We start from the raw sequence: 19,033 nt of genomic DNA on the forward strand, positions 1-19,033 counted from the left end.
AATAGGGCGTGAAAATAAGATTATTTTTCTTAAAAAAATAACTCCCCCTTTAGCAGGTTTTACCGTAACGCATAGCAGGACGATCTAATAAAATTTACTCAGGCAGACTTAATGCCAAACGACGATAGCAACCTGAATCAATAATGACCCATAAAAAAGGCAGGTTTCTCAACCCGCCCTTCTAAATATTCTAACAAGATTATTTACCTAATTTTTTCTTCAGGTTTTCATCCAGTGCATCAAGGAATTCCTCAGTGTACAGGTAATCTTTCCCGTGTTCAACTTTGTTTCCGTGGATGCAAACTGCAAGGTCTTTTGTCATTTTGCCGCTTTCAACCGTTTCAACGCAAACAGCTTCCAGAGCATGGCAGAAGTCGATTAACTCCTGGTTATTATCCAGCTTGCCGCGGAACTCCAATCCACGTGTCCATGCAAAGATAGACGCGATTGGGTTGGTAGAAGTTGGTTTTCCTTTCTGGTGCTCGCGATAGTGACGTGTAACTGTACCGTGTGCAGCTTCAGCTTCCATTACCTTACCATCAGGAGTAACCAAAGTTGAAGTCATCAGACCAAGGCTACCGAAACCTTGCGCTACTGTATCGCTCTGTACGTCGCCATCATAGTTTTTACAAGCCCAAACAAAGTTACCGTTCCATTTTAATGCGCTGGCAACCATGTCGTCGATCAGGCGATGCTCATAAGTAATACCTGCTGCATCAAATTGAGCTTTAAACTCAGTCTGAAAAATGTTTTCAAAAATATCTTTGAAACGTCCGTCATATTTTTTCAGGATGGTATTTTTTGTAGAAAGATACAAAGGCCATTTTTTCATCAACGCCTGGTTAAAACAAGCGCGTGCAAAGCCTGTGATACTTTCATCCGTATTGTACATGGTTAATGCAACACCGTCTCCTTTAAAATTGTAAACTTCGTATTGTTGAACGGTACCGTCTTCGCCTTCAAACTTAACAGTCAGTTTTCCTTTTCCTTTAGTAAGAAAATCAGTTGCACGATACTGGTCACCAAATGCATGACGACCGATACATATAGGAGCAGTCCAGTTAGGAACCAAACGTGGTACATTGCTACAAACAATTGGTTCGCGGAATACAGTACCATCCAGGATGTTACGGATTGTACCGTTAGGGCTCTTCCACATTTGTTTTAACTTGAACTCTTCAACGCGGGCTTCGTCCGGAGTGATAGTAGCACATTTAATACCTACACCATATTGTTTGATTGCATTGGCTGAATCAACAGTAACCTGATCATCAGTCGCGTCGCGGTGTTCAATGCCAAGGTCATAGTATTTAATATCAACGTCAATATATGGGAGGATTAATTTCTCTTTAATAAACTTCCAGATGATCCTGGTCATTTCATCGCCATCCAGTTCTACCACGGGATTAGCCACTTTGATTTTTTCAGCCATTTTCGAAGATTTTGGTTTTAGTAAAATGGTTACAAATGTAGGGGTTTGTTCTATAAATATTTCAACCGTTGAAATGTACTGAAAACTCGCTAAAAGCTAATGGTTGTAAGCGAAAAAGAATTATCTTACCCTTTGTATTTTTTCTTAAAAAGAGAGGTGATTTGTTTAAATGGCTATCATGTACCATCCTGCTTATAAATATCACGCAAGGTACTTTCTGAAAAAAACATGCATATATAACGGAGAGCGCATTGCCGAATCCCGTAAACATATTCACTGCATAATCAAAAAATCATTCAAATGAAAACATGCATTGTCTGCATCCTGATCTCCTGTCTTATGGTTTGTTGCAAACAAGCTGAACAAAAGGAACAAGCGATACAACAACAAGCACAGGTTTACCTGGACGATTACAATAAGGAATACCAACGTTTGTATTATGCATCATCCCTGGCACAATGGAAATTGAACACACGTATTGTAAAAGGCGATACAACTTCCGAATACGAGGCTGGCGAAGCAGATAAAGCGCTGGCAAAATATACCGGCAGCAAGAGCAATATAGATTCGGCTCAAAAATACCTGGCCATTAAAGACAAACTCACTGCTTTGCAGGCAAGACAATTTGAAGCGATTCTTTTTAACGCAGGAAACAACCCCGAGACGGCCGGTAGTGTTGTTGAAAGACGTATTAAGATAACCAATGAACAGACGTCCGCTCTTTTTGGATTTAAATACATGCTGAATGGAAAGGCGGTAACAACCGGGGAGATCGACCAGATCCTGCAAACATCAACTGATCTTAATGAGCGTCTTGCTGCATGGACCGCCAGCAAAGAAGTCGGCAAAGTATTAAAAGCAGGCGTCGACTCGCTGCAACATCTGCGCAATGCATCCGTTACGCCACTTAACTACAAAGATTTTTTTGATTACAACGCACAAGAATATGGAATGAGTGGTGATGAAATGGTGAAATTAACCAGGCAATTTATAAGTGAAATATGGCCGCTATACCGTGAACTGCATACGTGGGCGAGATATGAACTGGCAAAAAGGTATAAACAACCTGTTCCGGACTATATACCCGCACATTGGTTACCAAACCGCTGGGGACAAAGCTGGGGCGATCTTGTTAACGTGCAGGGATTAAATATTGACCCTGTTCTAAAAGCCAGGGGACCAGAGTGGATGGCGCATCAAAGCGAAAAATTCTATGAAAGCATTGGCTTTGATTCTTTACCGGCTTCCTTCTGGAAAAACAGCAGCCTCTACCCTGTTCCGGCAGATTCTCCTTTTTCAAAAAACAATCATGCTTCCGCATGGCATATGGATCTTGACAAAGACGTCCGCTCACTGCAAAGCATTGTACCTACTACAGATTACTGGAGCACTGTGCTGCATGAACTGGGACACATATATTATTATATGAGCTACTCTATTCCTGAAGTACCTGTGATTTTAAGAAACGGAGCGAATCGTGGTTTTCATGAGGCATTTGGATCGATGATGGGTCTTGCGTCTTTACAGAAACCTTTCCTTGAAAATCTAAAAATGATCAGCAGCAGTGTTAGCACCAATGACACTTTGAAAATGCTAAATGAAGCATTGGAATACATCGTTCATATTCCCTGGGGAAGTGGTGTGATGACAGAGTTTGAATATGCGCTGTATTCAAAGAACCTTCCGGAGAACCAGTACAACAAAACATGGTGGGATCTTGTAAAGAAATACCAGGGTATTGTGCCCCCATCCGAAAGAAGTGAAGCTTATTGTGATGCTGCAAGCAAGACACATATCACCGATGATCCTGCCCAATACTATGATTACTCTATAGCGAATGTATTATTGTTCCAGTTTCATACCTATATAGCTAAAAACATTTTACACCAGGATCCGCATGCAACAAATTATTGGGGCAACAAAGCTGTAGGTGATTTTCTTAAAAGTGTTATGAAAACGGGCGCCAGTGTGGATTGGCGAAAACACCTGCAGGAAACCATTCACAGCGATATGAGTGCAAAACCAATGCTGGATTATTTTGCACCTTTAATGACGTGGTTGCAAAATGTAAACAAGGGAAGAAAATATACACTGCCGGAAAAGATGTGAGAAGCCGTGAGCTATCAGCTATTAGCCATCAGCTATCAGCTGTCAGCAAAAGCCCTCGCAACCATTGTGATCCTTTTCTTAAATTGAATATTATTGCGCGGACCACTTAAATACTTAAAATATATCTACTGTCGCTAACAACTTATAACCCACAATGGATAACTTACAACCTATTAAGTATAACGTATAACTTACAACGTACGAAGCATCCAGATATCACAACCAAAATGTCCGGAATTGCCGAGCGGTTGCTTAAGATATTTAAAGCCTAATTTTTCATACAGGCTAACCGCATTACTCAATTCCGGCATCGTTTCGAGGTATATGGAAGTGTAACCCATTTTTTTAGCTTCAGTGATACATCGTTCAATTAACTTTTTACCCAATCCCTTTCCGCGGAGTTTATCCAATAAATAAAGTTTTACTAACTCACAACAACCTTCAGGAAGATTTTCTGTTGGATAGATGCCGGAACCACCCACAATTTCATTATTCAGTTCAACAACAAAATAAACGGACCCGGGTTGATGAAAAAGACTGAACAAATCATCTGTCGTTGGATCATAATAAACCGTGCCCGGCTTGTCAGCCTTGTGCTCTGCGAGCACGGTGCGGATAATGGCTGCGATTGCTTTGTTATCTGATTGCTCTATTACCCTGATATTAATGCTATCGTTCATGCAGCAAAGTAACAATGTAAATATGTGAGAGAAGCAACGAAATATTTAAGCGATTGAAAAAAATTGTGTTAAAACACATCGGACAGATCGGGACCGAAGTCGGGCAAAATATTAAGCAATACGAAATAATAAGCTGCAGCGAAAAATACAATTGCAACTATTAACATGATCCATCCGGCTTTATTGTATGAGTTGATAAGCCACGCGATAAATCTAAACACAATCGCAACCATCACCATCCATACAAAGAACAATGGAGCATAATGAAATCCAAAATAGCTAAACCCAATTGTTACGGCAACAGCAAATATACACGCAGTTCCCAGTGCCGTCAAGAGGCGAAGGAAAAGATAGTTCGAACCTATTCCTATTGTCTTTTGTATTGTCAGCACCATATTATCGTTGTTGTCTGCAATCATATTTTTTTGTAAAGAATCGGCCACGATCTTGTATATATCATCAGATCAGCGCGCTAATGCTTTTGTTGCTTAACACTCAAAAAAACATTCTGTTTAATAGTTGCAGTGCATATTGAATCTCAAGCATCTAACAGCTGCTCTGGATTAATTATTTAAAAGCAAAACTAAATTACCTGGCAGTGTAGGACTAACGGAGATTATTATATTTTAACGGTTGGAATATCATACAATCACAAACAATCCGTTACAATTGTTAATATATAATGCAATGAAAAGTCTTTACAACAGACATTTTTTACATATCGGCCCAGATAACGGTTATTCGACAAGTACAGAAAAAGGCCCGGTTAATAAAAGCCATTTTAAAAGCAATTGATTTAAGTAAAACTTAAACGAATTCCATATTTTCTCGAGGAACTTTATCTTTACAATATGTCGAAAAAAAATTCCAAAACACCTGTGGTCCCGATGACTGCGGAAGGTTATATTAAAAGTGGACGTGCCCGTAGTCTTCCAATTGACAAATGCTATATTAACGCAGACTGGGAGGATTCGGGAATTGCTTCCATATTTGTGAGCAGAAAACATATTAATGGCAACATTACCGCTGCTTCATATCTTGTAGACCTGTATTGTGCCGGCGTAAAAGATTCGTTTTATCATTTTAACGAAGATGAATCAGCAGTTGATCAATATCTGGACTTCTGCGCTGATTCAGGTATGGAAATGCATGAGTGTGAATATGCGCTGGTACACAACATCGTTTATACAGCTGTCGAGTTTGCGAGCGAATATGGAATCAGGCCCGCCAAGGAGTTTGAAATGAGTAAACATATCCTGAATGAAGACAGCGATGACATTGAATTTATAGAGATTGAATGCGGTAAAAACGGCAAGCCTTTTTTGATTGTAAATCCGGAAGATCAGCGTTGCAATTATTACCTGGCGCAACTAAAAGCAAATGCCGGTGAAAACAATTTTGAAGTTGATTATGAAGATTCAATCGAAGACGATCTTGATTCAGACAACCATGAATTATATCCTGATATTTGGAATGAGAATGAATGGGCAAGCTTTTTTGAGGATAGACACAATCGCAATCAGCTCGTCAGTTCTTTCAACGTAGTTGCCTGCTTATATCAAAAATTGATTGCACCAACAGTATCGTCGATAAGACCAGAGATTATGGGCCGTGTCAAAGAATTTGAGCTCATAGATGAGGATGACTTCTACAACTGGGACGGCAAAAAAAACAATCAGCTGGCAGGTATTCTGAAACTGTACGAGGTATTTTCACCTGAATCGCAATCCGATATAAATGATCTGTGCGCTTTATTGAAAGATGCAATTGAAAAATGGCCTGATGCACGCGAGTTTTATGTGATTCTTTATAACGTTCTTTTCCAATGCGGTGGTAAAGAATCAGAACTCGATAGCATCAGCGAAGCCATCTACCGGGTAATGCCAAATGATATTGTTGCCGCTGCGATGTACGGACTGTATTTGCTCAGAAACAACCGAGCGGATGAATTTCTAAAGCTATTCAACAACAAATATGCATTGCAGGAAATTGTTACTTCACGGAACCCCACATTCATGGAAGTTGCGGCTTTTCACATTGCGATGTGTTCGTACTTTTTGCAAATCGACGATATTCCTTCAGCTGTTATGTATGGACGGATTTTTGTGGAAAACGGCGAAAGCCCTTTCTTCTTAAAATCTGACTCTGTTGATGAAATCTTCGGAATAATAATGATACAGGTCGTACAAGCAACTGCTCCTTTTTTTGATAACCCGGAAAACTACAAAACAGAAATTGCCATGCTGGCGAATTAATGAGATATGAAAGATTATTGAAAATATCGCTTTATGATATAGACATACCTGTCCAAACTTTTACAACTAGTCTTTAAACACTTTTCGTTTAAAGACTGGTTGTAAACAACCCCATCAGACTCATCCGCTTATTTCCCTTTTACGTAAACGCATTTCCTGAATATATAAATCAAGCCCGGTTCTATCCCGCACATTTGTATTGCAATTATGTGCAGCTATCAAACATTATTTTATAAAGAAGGCACCGGTTATATTGTACGATGTGCATCATGCAACAATTTCTAGTTTGCATATGGTAACATTGTTATCACAATTAATGCTCCGGACTTTGTGCAGTTGACAATGTTTTTAAGAAATGCGTGGGAACGGTACGGCAAAGCAGCGGAAGAATTGCAACAATCAGTTGCAGTACCAACACCTCACAAAGGAATAAGATTACTTCTCTCGGGTAAAGAAATTGAGCAGGTATATTGTATGTTAGAGAATGCAGATACCGGGTGGAGATCCCAACAATTACTGGAACTTTTTGAATAGAAGATCATACTTCAATTATGTGTTTCAAAAGCAACGTTTGTATTCCTGCAAATGTTTCGCAAGTGTTACAAGTAACGGCGCCAGATGTTTATCGGCGCTTTTTTATCTGTCAGCTATGAGCTATTAGCTATCGGCATTCGTGCTGTGATTCCTATTTAAAATGTTGCGAATTAACAAATTTGATGATTGTTTTGTAAGGATTCACTTTGATGATTGACTAGTTTATTGACTTATATGCTTTCGCCCTTTCAGGGCTTGACTGATCATATCGTCTTTCAACGTAGGGCGTTGCCCCACGCTATTGATGGACGCCCTTTCAGGGCTTGCTGAGGAAAGATCGAACGCTTCAATTGTACCTAATGTCATTTAATAAATGAAGAGAGTTTGAAGTTCACCATTGTTTGTATGCAACAAAAAATAAGCGAGCATACCAATAACAAATCAGATTGATTTATTCCGTTAAGAAAGATGGCGACATTCTCCAATTATTACCCCCAGGCCTGTTTAATATTTTACACAACCATTGTCAATTTTCAACTTTCAATTGTCCATTGAAAAAAACTAAACAATCAACACCGGTATCATAAGTTTATGTCTCACCTGGTTGGCGGTTTCGCCGTAAATAATATCCTTCAATCCCGTATGCCTGTGAGATCCCATGACAAGCATATCAGCTTTTCTTTCCTGTACAATCCTTACTATTTCTGAAACACGATTGCGATAACCAAGTGCAGTCTCAACAGTATACCCAAGTGCAGTTAACTGAGCCGCAAATGAGGCAAGATGTTGTTCGTCCTTACGCGTTTCGTTATCATCGGCTGAATCACCGGAATAACTGGCAGTAACAGTCTCTACAATATGAATCAAAATATATGTTGCGGCATGATTACCCTGCCGCAATGCCTGTGCAATTACGTTTTCATCTTTGCCAGAAAAATCAAGCGCAATAGCAATATGCATCAAAGGTGTAACTGAAAGGTTTTGCAGCAACGGCGTTTCTTTGTGCATATATACATTCTTTCGTTCCCTCCTTCTTCGTAGGGGCAGAAAGGTCATGGCAAGAAACAGCCAGCCAAAAAGAACTATCGCAACTGCCAGAATAATTTTCAATCCAATATGTCCGCCTTCTTCAAACACTTGCAACATCTCATCAATAACCAATCTCGCATTCAGAAATACCAGCACACCGGCAACAAGCCAGGCCAATATTTTTACCGGAAGCTTGATGGCAAAATGCCCCATATCCTGTTTATCGCTAACAAAATGGATCAATGGAATTATTGCAAATCCTAACTGTAAACTTAATACAACCTGGCTAAGCACAAGAAGGTCATCCAATTTATCATCACCATAAATAACAATGACAAGCACTGCGGGAATGATAGCAATAAGCCGTGTAAGCAATCTTCTGATCCATGGATTTATACGCAGCCTTAAATAACCTTCCATTACAATCTGTCCAGCCAATGTTCCGGTTACGGTGGAGCTTTGTCCTGCTGCTATCAACGCAACTGCAAACAAAATTGGTGCCCATGTATTTCCCAACATTGGCTCTAACATTTTATGCGCATCTTCAATACGCGCAACACCTGTATTTCCAGATGTATAAAAAACTGATGCGGCAAGAATGAGTATTCCTGCGTTCACCAGGAATGCGGCATTTAACGCGATGGCACTATCTGCAAAATTGTATCTGAGCGCTCTTGTTATGCCTGCATGCGTGTTTCTTATTTTGCGGGTTTGAACCAGTGCCGAGTGCAGATAAAGATTGTGTGGCATAACGGTGGCACCTATTATGCCGACAGCGATATAGAGTGATTGTTTATTCAATGCAGAAGGAACAAAACCTTTTGCAACCTCGCCCAAATCTGGTTTTGCCATCACCAGTTGTATCAGGAACGAAAGACCTATGACTGCTACGAGCGCAATAATAAAGGCTTCCATTTTCCGGATCCCGTATCGCTGTAATATCAGTAGAATAAATGTATCCAGCACAGTTATTAATACGCCCCATAAAATGGGAATGCCTGTTAACAGATGTATCCCTATGGCCATACCAAGCACTTCTGCCAGATCAGTGGCCGCAATGGCTAGCTCAGCCAGTATATAAAGACAAAAATTGACCATTGGGGGATACACTTCCCTGTTTGCTTGCGCAAGATCTTTTCTTCTAACAATACCTAACCGGGCACTCAGGCTTTGCAGTAACAAAGCCATCAGGTTACTCATCAACAATACCCATATAAGGCTGTAACCGAATCTTGCTCCTCCCTGAAGATCTGTGGCCCAGTTTCCCGGATCCATATAGCCAACGCTTACCAGGTAAGCCGGACCAACATATGCGAGAAAACGTCTGAAACCCTTACGTTTTACAGTTGTGTCAACCGACTCATGTACGTCGCTTAAGGAAACATCTTTATAAGAAGGTAACATATTAAACAGGTTTTACAAACAAGACCTCCGCTAACTGTTTTGAAAGGTTAACGGCTGCATGGTTTTTAATTTTAACTTCTACTGAGTTATCAAAACTGAATCTCTTTTTTACTTCAAGTCTTGTTCCTAAACCGATGTTTTTATGACTAAGAAGTTCGAGTAGTTCTGAAGACTGATCCTTTACGGATGTTACTTCTGAAAGCTTATTCAACTGAAGGTCGCAAAGGCATATATAATGGGGAGCCTGTATTCTGCCGTTGCTATCGGGAATAGGATCTCCATGAGGATCAAAGCGTGGAAACGCAAGATAAGCGTCCAGTTTATCGATCAGTTTTTTGCTGGAAACATGTTCCAACTCTTCTGCAACTTCATGCACTTCATCCCAGCCGAACTTAAGTTTATCAACGAGGAACGATTCCCACAGCCTGTGCCTTCTCACTATATTCAATGCTACTTTTTTACCCTCAGGTGTAAGTGAAAAACCATAGTAAGGTTTATAGTTCAGCAATTTTTTCTGTTTCAAACGCTTCAGCATATCTGTAACAGAAGCTGCCTTTGTTTGCAACTCGGCCGCCAGCTCATTTGTAGTGATCGCTCCTTCCGGTTTTTGAAGGTGGTATGCCGCCTTCAAATAATCCTCCTCAGCCGTTGTTAAATTTGACGACATTAAAAAAAATTTTAGACAAATCTAAAAAAATAAATCAAAAATCCGGCGACTAATTAAAAAACAATAAAATAACGTGTCCTCATTGACGTTACATATACCTATTTGCTAAATTTAAAATGAAAACCATACTTTTACCTAAAAACCAGCCATGCCCAAATGGAATTTTCTTTTGTTATTTTTAGTTTTCCTGATATCTTGTAGCGAGGGCAAAAAATCACTTTCCGGAAACCAGCCGGTTAAGGCAACTGACTTCTTTTCCGCATTTACACCAATTAATTTACCGGTTCAATACGCAGATACCAATCTGGCCCGTAAGTCTGACACAACAACCATAAGCTATGCGGTGTTCCACCAGTTTGTTCCGGATACAGCATTAAAAGCTTTTACAGGAAAGGATACCAACAAGACAAACATTCATCCTGTCGGGAAAATTGACAAAGAGAACGAGCTGTATTTACTTGCAAATTTTACACAACATAAAAAGACCCGTCTCGGAGTTTTTCTTTTTAATAAAGACAAAAAATTTGTTGCTTCCCAGGAACTTATGAGCAACCAGTATGATGATAATTACAGACATTCCACATCGATAAATAAGGAGCCGACATTTGTGATCGCCAAGGAAAGAATGACGCCTGACAACCAGTTTTTTTATACGAGACAGGGATATGCATTTAATGCAGAATCATCTTCATTCATGGTGATTATCAATGAGTCTAATGAGGACTCAAAGAAAATGAACACGATCATTAATCCGATTGATACTCTTGCTTCTAAAAATAAATTCAGCGGAGACTATATTGAAGATAAGAAAAACTTTATGTCTGTAAGAGACACTAAAGATCCTAAACGCTACCAGTTCTTTATTCACTTCGAGAAAAATGATGGAGGCTGCACCGGTGAACTAAAGGGTGAATTAACAATGGTTAGTGAAAATAAGGCCATTTTTAAAGAAAGCGGTGATCCCTGTGTTATAGATTTTACATTTAGCAACAGTTCGGTTAAGCTCAAGGAACAAGGCAGCTGTGGAAACCATCGCGGGATAAGATGCTATTTTGATGATTCATATCAAAAGAAGAAAAAGAAAGAAAAGAAAAAATAGTATTGGCACGGAATTATTACTATTTTAATACCCATGATCGCAATATCTTATAAAAACGGTTAGCCGTTTTTTTTGAAAAATATGTGTAATGCTGTCATATGTAAATTTTAGTTAGAACTAATTGCGCTGCAAGGCAATAATGAATGAAACGCAGATGTAGACTGACTTTCGTCATTGAGCATATATGTTTTGTAAGTTATTTTGTGCAGGCCTTTTTATAACAAAACCTAAAGTGTATGAATTTTAGAAATTTTCAGGTACCCTACCCAGTTGATGATCGTTATTCAAAAAAAGTGGCTTATTTTTCAATGGAATTCGCCGTTCATCAACCCCTTAAAATTTATAGTGGAGGTTTGGGTTTTTTATCAGGCTCGCACATGCGCAGCGGTTACGAATTACGCCAGAACATTATAGGCATCGGCATTTTGTGGAAGTATGGATATTACGATCAGGCACGCAACCAGGATCAGACCCTGCAGGTAACCTGGATGGAAAAATATTACAGCTTCCTGGAAGATACCGGAATTAAGTTCCAGATATTGATACATGATCACCCGGTTTGGGTAAAAGCATATTATCTCAATCCCGAAACGTTCAAAAGTGCTCCGATGTTCCTGCTGAGCACAGATCTGCCGGAGAATGATTATGTATCTCAAACCATTACACACCGTCTGTACGATGCAAACGTAGCGACCAAGGTTGCACAGTTTATTCTGCTTGGTGTTGGTGGTGCCAAGCTTGTTGATGAATTGAATTTCAATCCGGATCTGTATCATCTCAATGAAGCGCACGGTATTTCTGCGGCATTCTACCTGCTGAATAAATTCAAAAGTGTTGATACCCTCAGAAAACATCTTGTATTTACAACGCACACTCCGGAAGAAGCAGGCAATGAAAAGCACGATATTTACCTGTGCCATAAAATGAGTTATTTCTGCGGAATGAGTGTGGATGAAGTAAGGAAACTTACAGGCATCTACGATGATCAGTTTAATCACTCACTGGTTGCACTGCGCTTTGCGAAACTGGCAAATGGCGTTTCTCAATTGCACGGCCGCGTTTCACGTGAAATGTGGGGCAAATACGACGGCATCTGTCCTATCATTGCTATTACCAACGCACAGAACTGGAACTATTGGGCAGACAAGCAATTGTACCGCGCAATGGAAGAAGCTAACGACTGGGCTTTCGATGACAGAAAAAAATATTTGAAGAAAAGAGCTTTTGAAATTGTTGCAGACCAAACAGGCAAGCTGTTTAATCCGAACGTATTAACTATCGTGTGGGCAAGAAGGTTTGCAGGCTACAAACGTGCAGATTTTCTAACGCAAACCCTGGAGCGTTTTAATAAACTTACCAGTAACGAAAAATATCCTATCCAATTTATTTGGGCAGGTAAGCCTTATCCTGTTGATTATCCTGCAATATCGCAGTTTAACAACCTGGTTCACATAAGCAAGAACTACAAAAATGTAGCGGTACTTATAGGTTATGAATTGGGGCTGAGCAAACGCTTAAAACAAGCTTCGGATATATGGCTGAACAATCCACGCGTACCTCGCGAAGCTAGTGGCACCAGTGGCATGACCGCAGCAATGAATGGTTCTGTCAACTTCTCAACTGACGACGGATGGATACCAGAATTCATCAACAACGGGCACAATGGCTTTGTTGTACCGCAAGCTGACTACGCAAACATGACCGTACAGGAACAGGATGACTATGATTTGAACAAACTGTACGAAATACTGGAACAACAAATATTGCCGTTGTATTATGACAATTATGATACATGGCGCCAGGTGGTAAAGAACGGAATGCGCGATGTTCGCTTCCAGTTTGACAGTAACAGGATGGCACACGAGTATTACGAATTACTGTACATATAATTAAGCCTTCCATAAAAGCCAAAGAACCTTTACAAAATAAATGTTCTTTGGCTTCTTTATTTAATTATGCAGAGTGATGTCGTTACACACATCCGAATGCGTCAAAGTATCTCATCTTCAGCAAGCTGCTTACCGTTATAAGATGCATATTTCAATACTGTTATCACCATCCATATTACCAGGAGCGGAGACAGAACGTACATCAATCCTATCAGCCATAAAGGAGCATTTAACTGCGTTAGAACAGTAAAAATCACGAGGTAAAGCGTGACGAAAATCGTTGCAAATTTGTGGTTTTTCATATTACGGTTTTCTTAATAAAGAACAAAACCGCTGCCGGAAATCAAACCACTAGTTTTCAGCGACAATAATTCTGGTTTATGACAAATATTTACCCACTATCGGAACTCTCCTACCCACCCCAAAAGCTTTTGGTGAAACTCTGATGATGGGACAAAACTGATTCCGTTTGTATTCATTTGTGTTAACGAGTTTCAGTGTTCTGTCAACCAAAGCCGGATCAAATCCCTGTTCTTTTATCTCGGCGGGCCCTTGTCTCCTTTCGATGTATTGATACAGGATCTTGTCTAATATTTCATAATCGGGAAGACTATCACTATCTTTTTGTCCCGGCCTTAATTCTGCACTTGGCGGCTTGGTAATAATATTTTCCGGAATAATTTCTTTGTCACGGTTAATGTATCTCGCTAATGTATAAACCTGTAATTTGTAACAATCGCCCAATACGCCAAGACCACCGGCCATGTCACCATACAAGGTTCCATAGCCTGTTGAAAGTTCACTTTTATTGGAAGTGTTCAACAGTATGTAACCAAACTTATTGGCTATTGCCATCAACAAATTACCGCGCGTTCTGCTTTGCATGTTTTCTTCTGCAAGAGAAAATGGCAGCCCGTTAAATACCGGTTCTAGTGTATGGAGAAATGCCTCGTAAATATCATTGATCCTGATAATGTCGTATGGATTGCTGAGATTCTTGCTAAGCTCTACAGCATCATCTACAGAGTGTTCAGTAGAAAAAGGAGATGGCATCAATATGGCCCGCACGTTTTCCTTACCAAGGGCATCACAGGCCAATGCCAGTGTTACTGCGCTGTCTATTCCTCCGGAAGATCCAATGATGGCTTTTGTAAAACCCATTTTTTTAAAATAATCCCTAATGCTTGTAACAAGCGCCTCATAAATATATTCAATGTGCAGATGCTCGTTCAACACCTGCGGCATAATATCTGAAGAAGGGATATGTTCACACTTTTCAACAATATCGTCTACTATGCATCCATCTTCGGTTATAACAACTCCACCGATTGCTTCTTCAAACATGGGTAACTGCTTACATATATTTCCGTGTTTGTCAAAAATAACAGAAGCCCCGTCAAACACTATTTCCGTTTGACTGCCTACTGCATTACAGTAAAACATCGGCAGGCCATATTTTACAACATTTGCCTTAATAATGGCTTTACGGCCCTCGCTATGGGTATAATCAAACGGTGACGCGCTTAAGTTGATCATCATATCCGGCTGCTGCTTCATCAATGCATCCATCGGGCACATACGATAAAGCGGATCGTCGCCAAGGTTCCAGATATCTTCGCAAATAGTTACTGCCAGTTTTTTTCCTTTATACTCAATCACGTTCCATTCGTAAGCAGGCTCAAAATACCTGTATTCATCAAACACATCGTACGTAGGAAGAAGAGTCTTATGTATTTCAGCTTTAACCTCTTTTTCATGGAGAAAAAATGCGGCGTTAAAAAGATCTTTTCCTTCACGTACAGGGTTTCGTGCGGGCGCGCCAACAAGCACTGCAATACCATCCGCATGCTGTTTTATTTCATCAATACTTTGATAACATTTGTTAATGAAATCGCTGAACTCAACAAAATCCCTGGCGGGATAACCACAAACACACATTTCGCTAAAAACAACCAGATCAGCGCCTTGCTCTTTTGCTTGTTGAATGCCGCTTATAATCTTTTGTGTATTGCTTTCAAAATTGCCTATATGATAGTTCTGTTGCGCTAAAACAATTTTCATTCTCTGATTATTTACTAGTGATTACCGCATGCCTTTAAAGCGCTGCTATAGCAAATTTAAGGCATTGAATGATGAAGTTAGTTGCACTCAGTATGAATAACTTTAATACGAGAGCAACAATCGTCATTAACAAATGCTGAACAACAATCCGGCAACTTTTGCGTTATTTCGCGTGATAGTAAAAAGATATAATTGAAAACAGGAATAAAAAAATACAACCCTTTTAGCCCAGGGTCGCCATACACTACTTTGTATATAATTGCAATAATTGCATTTGGGTTGTTTGCCTGCAACTCAAACAGAAAGATCCCTGATGTTTCCGGCGTTCAGGTTAATGTAAAAGTTGACCGTTTTGAGAAGGACTTTTTTTCCATTGATACCAATAAAGTAGAGGCTTCACTAAACACATTGCAAACGAACTACGGAGCTTTTTTAAATGACTATCTCTACAATATTCTTGCAATACCACCTTTTCCTGATAGCGTTATTCCTAAGGTAAAATTGTTTATTCACGATTACAAGCCGATTTATGATTCGGTGCAGCAACGGTTTGCAACGTTTAAAGAAGGCGAAGAAATCAAGAGAGGTTTACAGTTTATAAAATATTATTTCCCAAAATACAATCCCCCTGCAAACATCATTACGTTCGTCGGACCACTGGAAGGATATGGCAACGTACTAACGGGGAGCGGTATTGCTGTTGGCTTGCAATTATACCTTGGCAAAGATTTTTCCATCTATCATACAGAGTACATCAATAATGTTTATCCTGAATACAGGTCAAGAAGGTTTGAACCTTTATACATAGCCGCCAATAGTATCAGAAACATAATTGATGATATGTTTCCATATAACGCTACCGGCAAACCATTGATAGATCAGATAATTGAACAGGGTAAACGCCTTTACCTGCTCGATCAATTTTTGCCTGAAACAGCAGATTCAGTTAAGACAGGTTATACACAACAGCAACTGGATGCCTGCTATAAGAATGAAGCTTTTATCTGGAGCTTTTTCCTTCAAAACAATTTGCTGTATCAAAACGATCCTTTTCAGATAAGAGATTATGTAAATGACGGACCAAAAACGCCGGCATTGAGCGAGGCATCGCCCGGAAACATAGGCCAGTTTGTCGGCTGGCAGATCGTGAAAACATGGATACAGAAAAATAAAGAAGCTACCCTGGAAACCTTGATGCGAACACCAGCAAGGCAATTGTTTGAGGAGGCGAAGTATAAACCGAGAAATCCCTGATCAGGACTGGGATTTTGCCTGGACCAGGATTAGAGTCCGGACCGGGATTTGAAGGATTAGGGGATTAACGGGATGATTTTATGACCGGGATTTGAATAAGATTTAAAGATTGAAAAATTCAGGGGCATACTAACCGAAGCTTGTTCTCGCACCTGAAGTTTTGAATTTTTGCTTTTGAATTTTGACTTAATTCGCCGCGTCGCCGCTTCTTCGCGCTCGCCGCGTGAAACCTTCGCGGGCTTTTTTTTGAATTTTGACTTTTGAATTTTGACTTAAATCGCCGCGCCGCTGCTTCTCCGCGCCCGCCGCGTGAAACCTCTGCTTCAAGCTAATAGCTAATAGCTCAAAGCTAATTATTCTTAAACGGTACGATCATTTCAAACGGAGGGATCTTTACCTTGAAAGTGGCTTTGGTATTTTGATTTTCCATGATATAATAGCCGTACATGCGGCCCATTTCTGTACGGAGGTTGCATCCGCTAACATACTGGAACTGCCTTTGTGATTCTATTACAGGCTGAAGTCCGACAACACCCTCTCCTTCTACCTCACGTTGCTGTCCGTTACTATCAAAAATATACCACTGACGGCTTAGTAATTTGATCGTAAAATTGTTGTGATTTTCAATAGTAATACGGTAAGCAAACATGAACTCGTTATTCAACGGGTTACTATATTCCTGCTGATAAAATGTTTCAACGCTAATCTGAACACCTTCAGAAATTTTTGATACCATATTGAATCGCTTGCTTGTGGTAAAGTTAATAAATTATGTGAGAAAGTGGTAAACACCGGAGACAAGCACGATGTGTTAATTGACAATTGAAAAGGGACAATTGAAAATGTGGGTTGACTGGAAATATGGCCAATCATTTATGGCACATAAAAAAGGCCGGCAGAAACGCCGGCCTGCTATATTAAAGCTTGTCGATTTTACTTCTCGTTCTTCTACCAGAAAATTGTATAAAGCGCAGCGAGCACACCGCAGACAATTAATGCACCGGCGGCAAAACCCGGATTTAATTTGAACATGCTCTTCTCTATTTCCAGTCCGTTAGGTTTAACACCTTTCCTGTTATCTCTCACACTAATGATATACATAGCAACGATACAAATAACAAATACAAAGCCCATTCTGTCAAGGAACGGAATTTCGTAAACACCATTTTCGTTTGCTTTGGAAAAGCCTATCGGAGCAAGGAATGCAAGATTTGCAACCATTGGCAGAAACTTGAAGAAAAGCGATAACAGGAATCCGCCTATTGTTGCGAACAATGCCGCATTTGAAGTAGTCTTCTTCCAGAAAAATCCGAGAATAAACATCGCAAAAATACCAGGTGAAACAAACCCTGTATATTCCTGAATGTATTGGAAACCGCCTTTCTTATCAATACCCATAAACGGAGATATGATGATGGCAAGGAACATGGCTACAACTACAGTAACACGCCCGATCCACACCATCTTTTTTTCATCTGCCTCAGGATCAATTCTCTTTTTATATACATCCAGTGTAAATATGGTTGCAATACTGTTTGCCTTCCCGGCCAGCGATGCAACAACTGCTGCTGTAAGTGCTGCAAAGGCAAGTCCTTTTAAGCCGGTTGGCAACAGGTTCAATAATAACGGATAGGCATTGTCGGGGTTGGTTTGCAAAAGATCGGTCTGGAAGTTGGCCTCTTTGTACAAAACATATGCAGCTATACCGGGCACAACTACAATCAGTGGCATCAGCATTTTCAGGAAAGCCGCAAAAAGCAAGCCTCCGCGGGCAGTCTTCAAATCGGCTCCTAATGCACGTTGCGTAATATATTGATTACATCCCCAATAGTTCAGGTTAACGATCCACATACCACCGATAAGCACGGTTAAACCCGGAAGATCCATATAGTTGGGATTATCTTTCTTGAAGATCATATGGAAATGATCTTCGGCTTTACCCTGCAACAGGTGCAAGCCGCCCATCACACCTTTAGCACCAAAATGATCAGCTACAAGGTTCAGGGCAAGATATGTTGTTGCAAGACCGCCCAATATCAGGAAGAACACCTGGATTACATCCGTATAACCAATTACCTTCATACCACCCAATGTGATGATAACCGCAAAAAGTGCCAGCGCAAACATACACGTAGTAATGTTGATGCCCGAAATACTGTGTACAGCCAAAGCACCCAGGTAAAGAATAGATGTAAGATTTACCAGCACATACAGCAGTAGCCAGAATATAGCCATGATCATCGCTACCGTTGAGTTGTAGCGCTGATTCAGGAACTGCGGCATGGTATAGATCTTGTTCTTTAAATAAACAGGAATAAAGAAGATAGCTACGATAACCAACGTTGCAGCCGCCATCCATTCATAAGTTGCAATTGCAAGCCCCATCTTGAAGCCCGAACCGCTCATTCCTATAAATTGCTCAGCAGAAATATTAGAGGCGATTAATGACGCGCCAATTGCCCACCATGTTAATGATCCTTCTGCCAGAAAATAATCTTTGGAACTTAACTGAGCTTGTTTTTTTCTCTTATAGATCCACCATCCATACAGAGCAACAATTAAAAAATAACATAAAAAAACCAGGTAGTCTTTAGAATGCAATACGTTCATTTGGCAATCT

General features: G+C 40.1%; 15 protein-coding genes. 6 read left to right on the top strand and 9 right to left on the bottom strand.

Annotated features, from left to right (window positions below; all coding sequences use genetic code 11):
* Positions 1 to 199: 199 nt before the first annotated feature.
* Entirely contained in the window at positions 200 to 1,432 is a 1,233-nt protein-coding gene (locus QTN47_RS10185; protein ID WP_369329255.1) for an NADP-dependent isocitrate dehydrogenase, read from the bottom strand.
* Between the two features lie 300 nt (positions 1,433 to 1,732).
* Here QTN47_RS10185 and QTN47_RS10190 point away from each other — a divergent pair, with 300 nt between their 5' ends.
* The gene (locus tag QTN47_RS10190) at positions 1,733 to 3,541 is read left to right on the top strand and encodes a M2 family metallopeptidase (protein WP_369329256.1); all 1,809 of its coding nucleotides are present in this window, start codon (positions 1,733 to 1,735) and stop codon (positions 3,539 to 3,541) included.
* Positions 3,542 to 3,732: 191 nt separating this feature from the next.
* On the opposite strand, the gene QTN47_RS10195 is transcribed toward QTN47_RS10190, so the two are convergent.
* Together QTN47_RS10195 and QTN47_RS10200 are read right to left on the bottom strand one after the other, a co-directional pair.
* On the bottom strand, positions 3,733 to 4,221 hold the full coding sequence (locus QTN47_RS10195; protein WP_369329257.1) for a GNAT family N-acetyltransferase: 489 nt from the start codon (positions 4,219 to 4,221) through the stop codon (positions 3,733 to 3,735).
* Between the two features lie 68 nt (positions 4,222 to 4,289).
* Positions 4,290 to 4,640, bottom strand: a complete 351-nt coding sequence (locus tag QTN47_RS10200) for a hypothetical protein (protein ID WP_369329258.1) — start codon at positions 4,638 to 4,640, stop codon at positions 4,290 to 4,292.
* Positions 4,641 to 5,072: 432 nt separating this feature from the next.
* Here QTN47_RS10200 and QTN47_RS27985 point away from each other — a divergent pair, with 432 nt between their 5' ends.
* Both QTN47_RS27985 and QTN47_RS10205 read left to right on the top strand, forming a co-directional pair.
* The gene (locus QTN47_RS27985; protein ID WP_439100179.1) at positions 5,073 to 6,476 is read left to right on the top strand and encodes a hypothetical protein; all 1,404 of its coding nucleotides are present in this window, start codon (positions 5,073 to 5,075) and stop codon (positions 6,474 to 6,476) included.
* Between the two features lie 330 nt (positions 6,477 to 6,806).
* Positions 6,807 to 7,010 carry a hypothetical protein gene (locus QTN47_RS10205; RefSeq protein ID WP_369329259.1) on the top strand — a complete coding sequence of 68 codons (204 nt, stop codon included), beginning with the start codon at positions 6,807 to 6,809 and terminating at the stop codon, positions 7,008 to 7,010.
* 561 nt (positions 7,011 to 7,571) lie between these two features.
* Here the strand turns inward: QTN47_RS10205 and QTN47_RS10210 are convergent.
* Both QTN47_RS10210 and QTN47_RS10215 read right to left on the bottom strand, forming a co-directional pair.
* A complete protein-coding gene (locus tag QTN47_RS10210) occupies positions 7,572 to 9,443 on the bottom strand; it encodes an Nramp family divalent metal transporter (protein WP_369329260.1) in 1,872 nt (623 codons plus the stop codon).
* A 1-nt stretch (position 9,444) separates the two neighbouring features.
* Positions 9,445 to 10,110, bottom strand: coding sequence for a metal-dependent transcriptional regulator (locus QTN47_RS10215; RefSeq protein ID WP_369329261.1), 666 nt, complete (start codon positions 10,108 to 10,110; stop codon positions 9,445 to 9,447).
* Positions 10,111 to 10,258: 148 nt separating this feature from the next.
* Here QTN47_RS10215 and QTN47_RS10220 point away from each other — a divergent pair, with 148 nt between their 5' ends.
* Both QTN47_RS10220 and glgP read left to right on the top strand, forming a co-directional pair.
* Entirely contained in the window at positions 10,259 to 11,209 is a 951-nt protein-coding gene (locus QTN47_RS10220) for a hypothetical protein (RefSeq protein WP_369329262.1), read from the top strand.
* Positions 11,210 to 11,445: 236 nt separating this feature from the next.
* Positions 11,446 to 13,098: an alpha-glucan family phosphorylase gene (gene glgP / locus QTN47_RS10225; RefSeq protein WP_369329263.1), complete on the top strand. Its 1,653-nt coding sequence runs from the start codon at positions 11,446 to 11,448 to the stop codon at positions 13,096 to 13,098.
* Between the two features lie 101 nt (positions 13,099 to 13,199).
* On the opposite strand, the gene QTN47_RS10230 is transcribed toward glgP, so the two are convergent.
* Positions 13,200 to 13,400 carry a hypothetical protein gene (locus QTN47_RS10230; protein WP_369329264.1) on the bottom strand — a complete coding sequence of 67 codons (201 nt, stop codon included), beginning with the start codon at positions 13,398 to 13,400 and terminating at the stop codon, positions 13,200 to 13,202.
* Positions 13,401 to 13,476: 76 nt separating this feature from the next.
* Positions 13,477 to 15,159: an NAD+ synthase gene (locus QTN47_RS10235; RefSeq protein WP_369329265.1), complete on the bottom strand. Its 1,683-nt coding sequence runs from the start codon at positions 15,157 to 15,159 to the stop codon at positions 13,477 to 13,479.
* Between the two features lie 192 nt (positions 15,160 to 15,351).
* Between QTN47_RS10235 and gldB the strand changes: the two genes are divergently transcribed.
* Entirely contained in the window at positions 15,352 to 16,413 is a 1,062-nt protein-coding gene (gldB, locus tag QTN47_RS10240) for a gliding motility lipoprotein GldB (protein WP_369329266.1), read from the top strand.
* A gap of 349 nt (positions 16,414 to 16,762) precedes the next feature.
* On the opposite strand, the gene apaG is transcribed toward gldB, so the two are convergent.
* Both apaG and QTN47_RS10250 read right to left on the bottom strand, forming a co-directional pair.
* Positions 16,763 to 17,149, bottom strand: coding sequence for a Co2+/Mg2+ efflux facilitator ApaG/CorD (gene apaG / locus QTN47_RS10245; RefSeq protein WP_369329267.1), 387 nt, complete (start codon positions 17,147 to 17,149; stop codon positions 16,763 to 16,765).
* 212 nt (positions 17,150 to 17,361) lie between these two features.
* Positions 17,362 to 19,023: a sodium/sugar symporter gene (locus QTN47_RS10250; protein WP_369329268.1), complete on the bottom strand. Its 1,662-nt coding sequence runs from the start codon at positions 19,021 to 19,023 to the stop codon at positions 17,362 to 17,364.
* Between the last annotated feature and the right edge of the window lie 10 nt (positions 19,024 to 19,033).

This window comes from Danxiaibacter flavus (assembly GCF_041060425.1).
GTDB lineage: Bacteria > Bacteroidota > Bacteroidia > Chitinophagales > Chitinophagaceae > Danxiaibacter > Danxiaibacter flavus.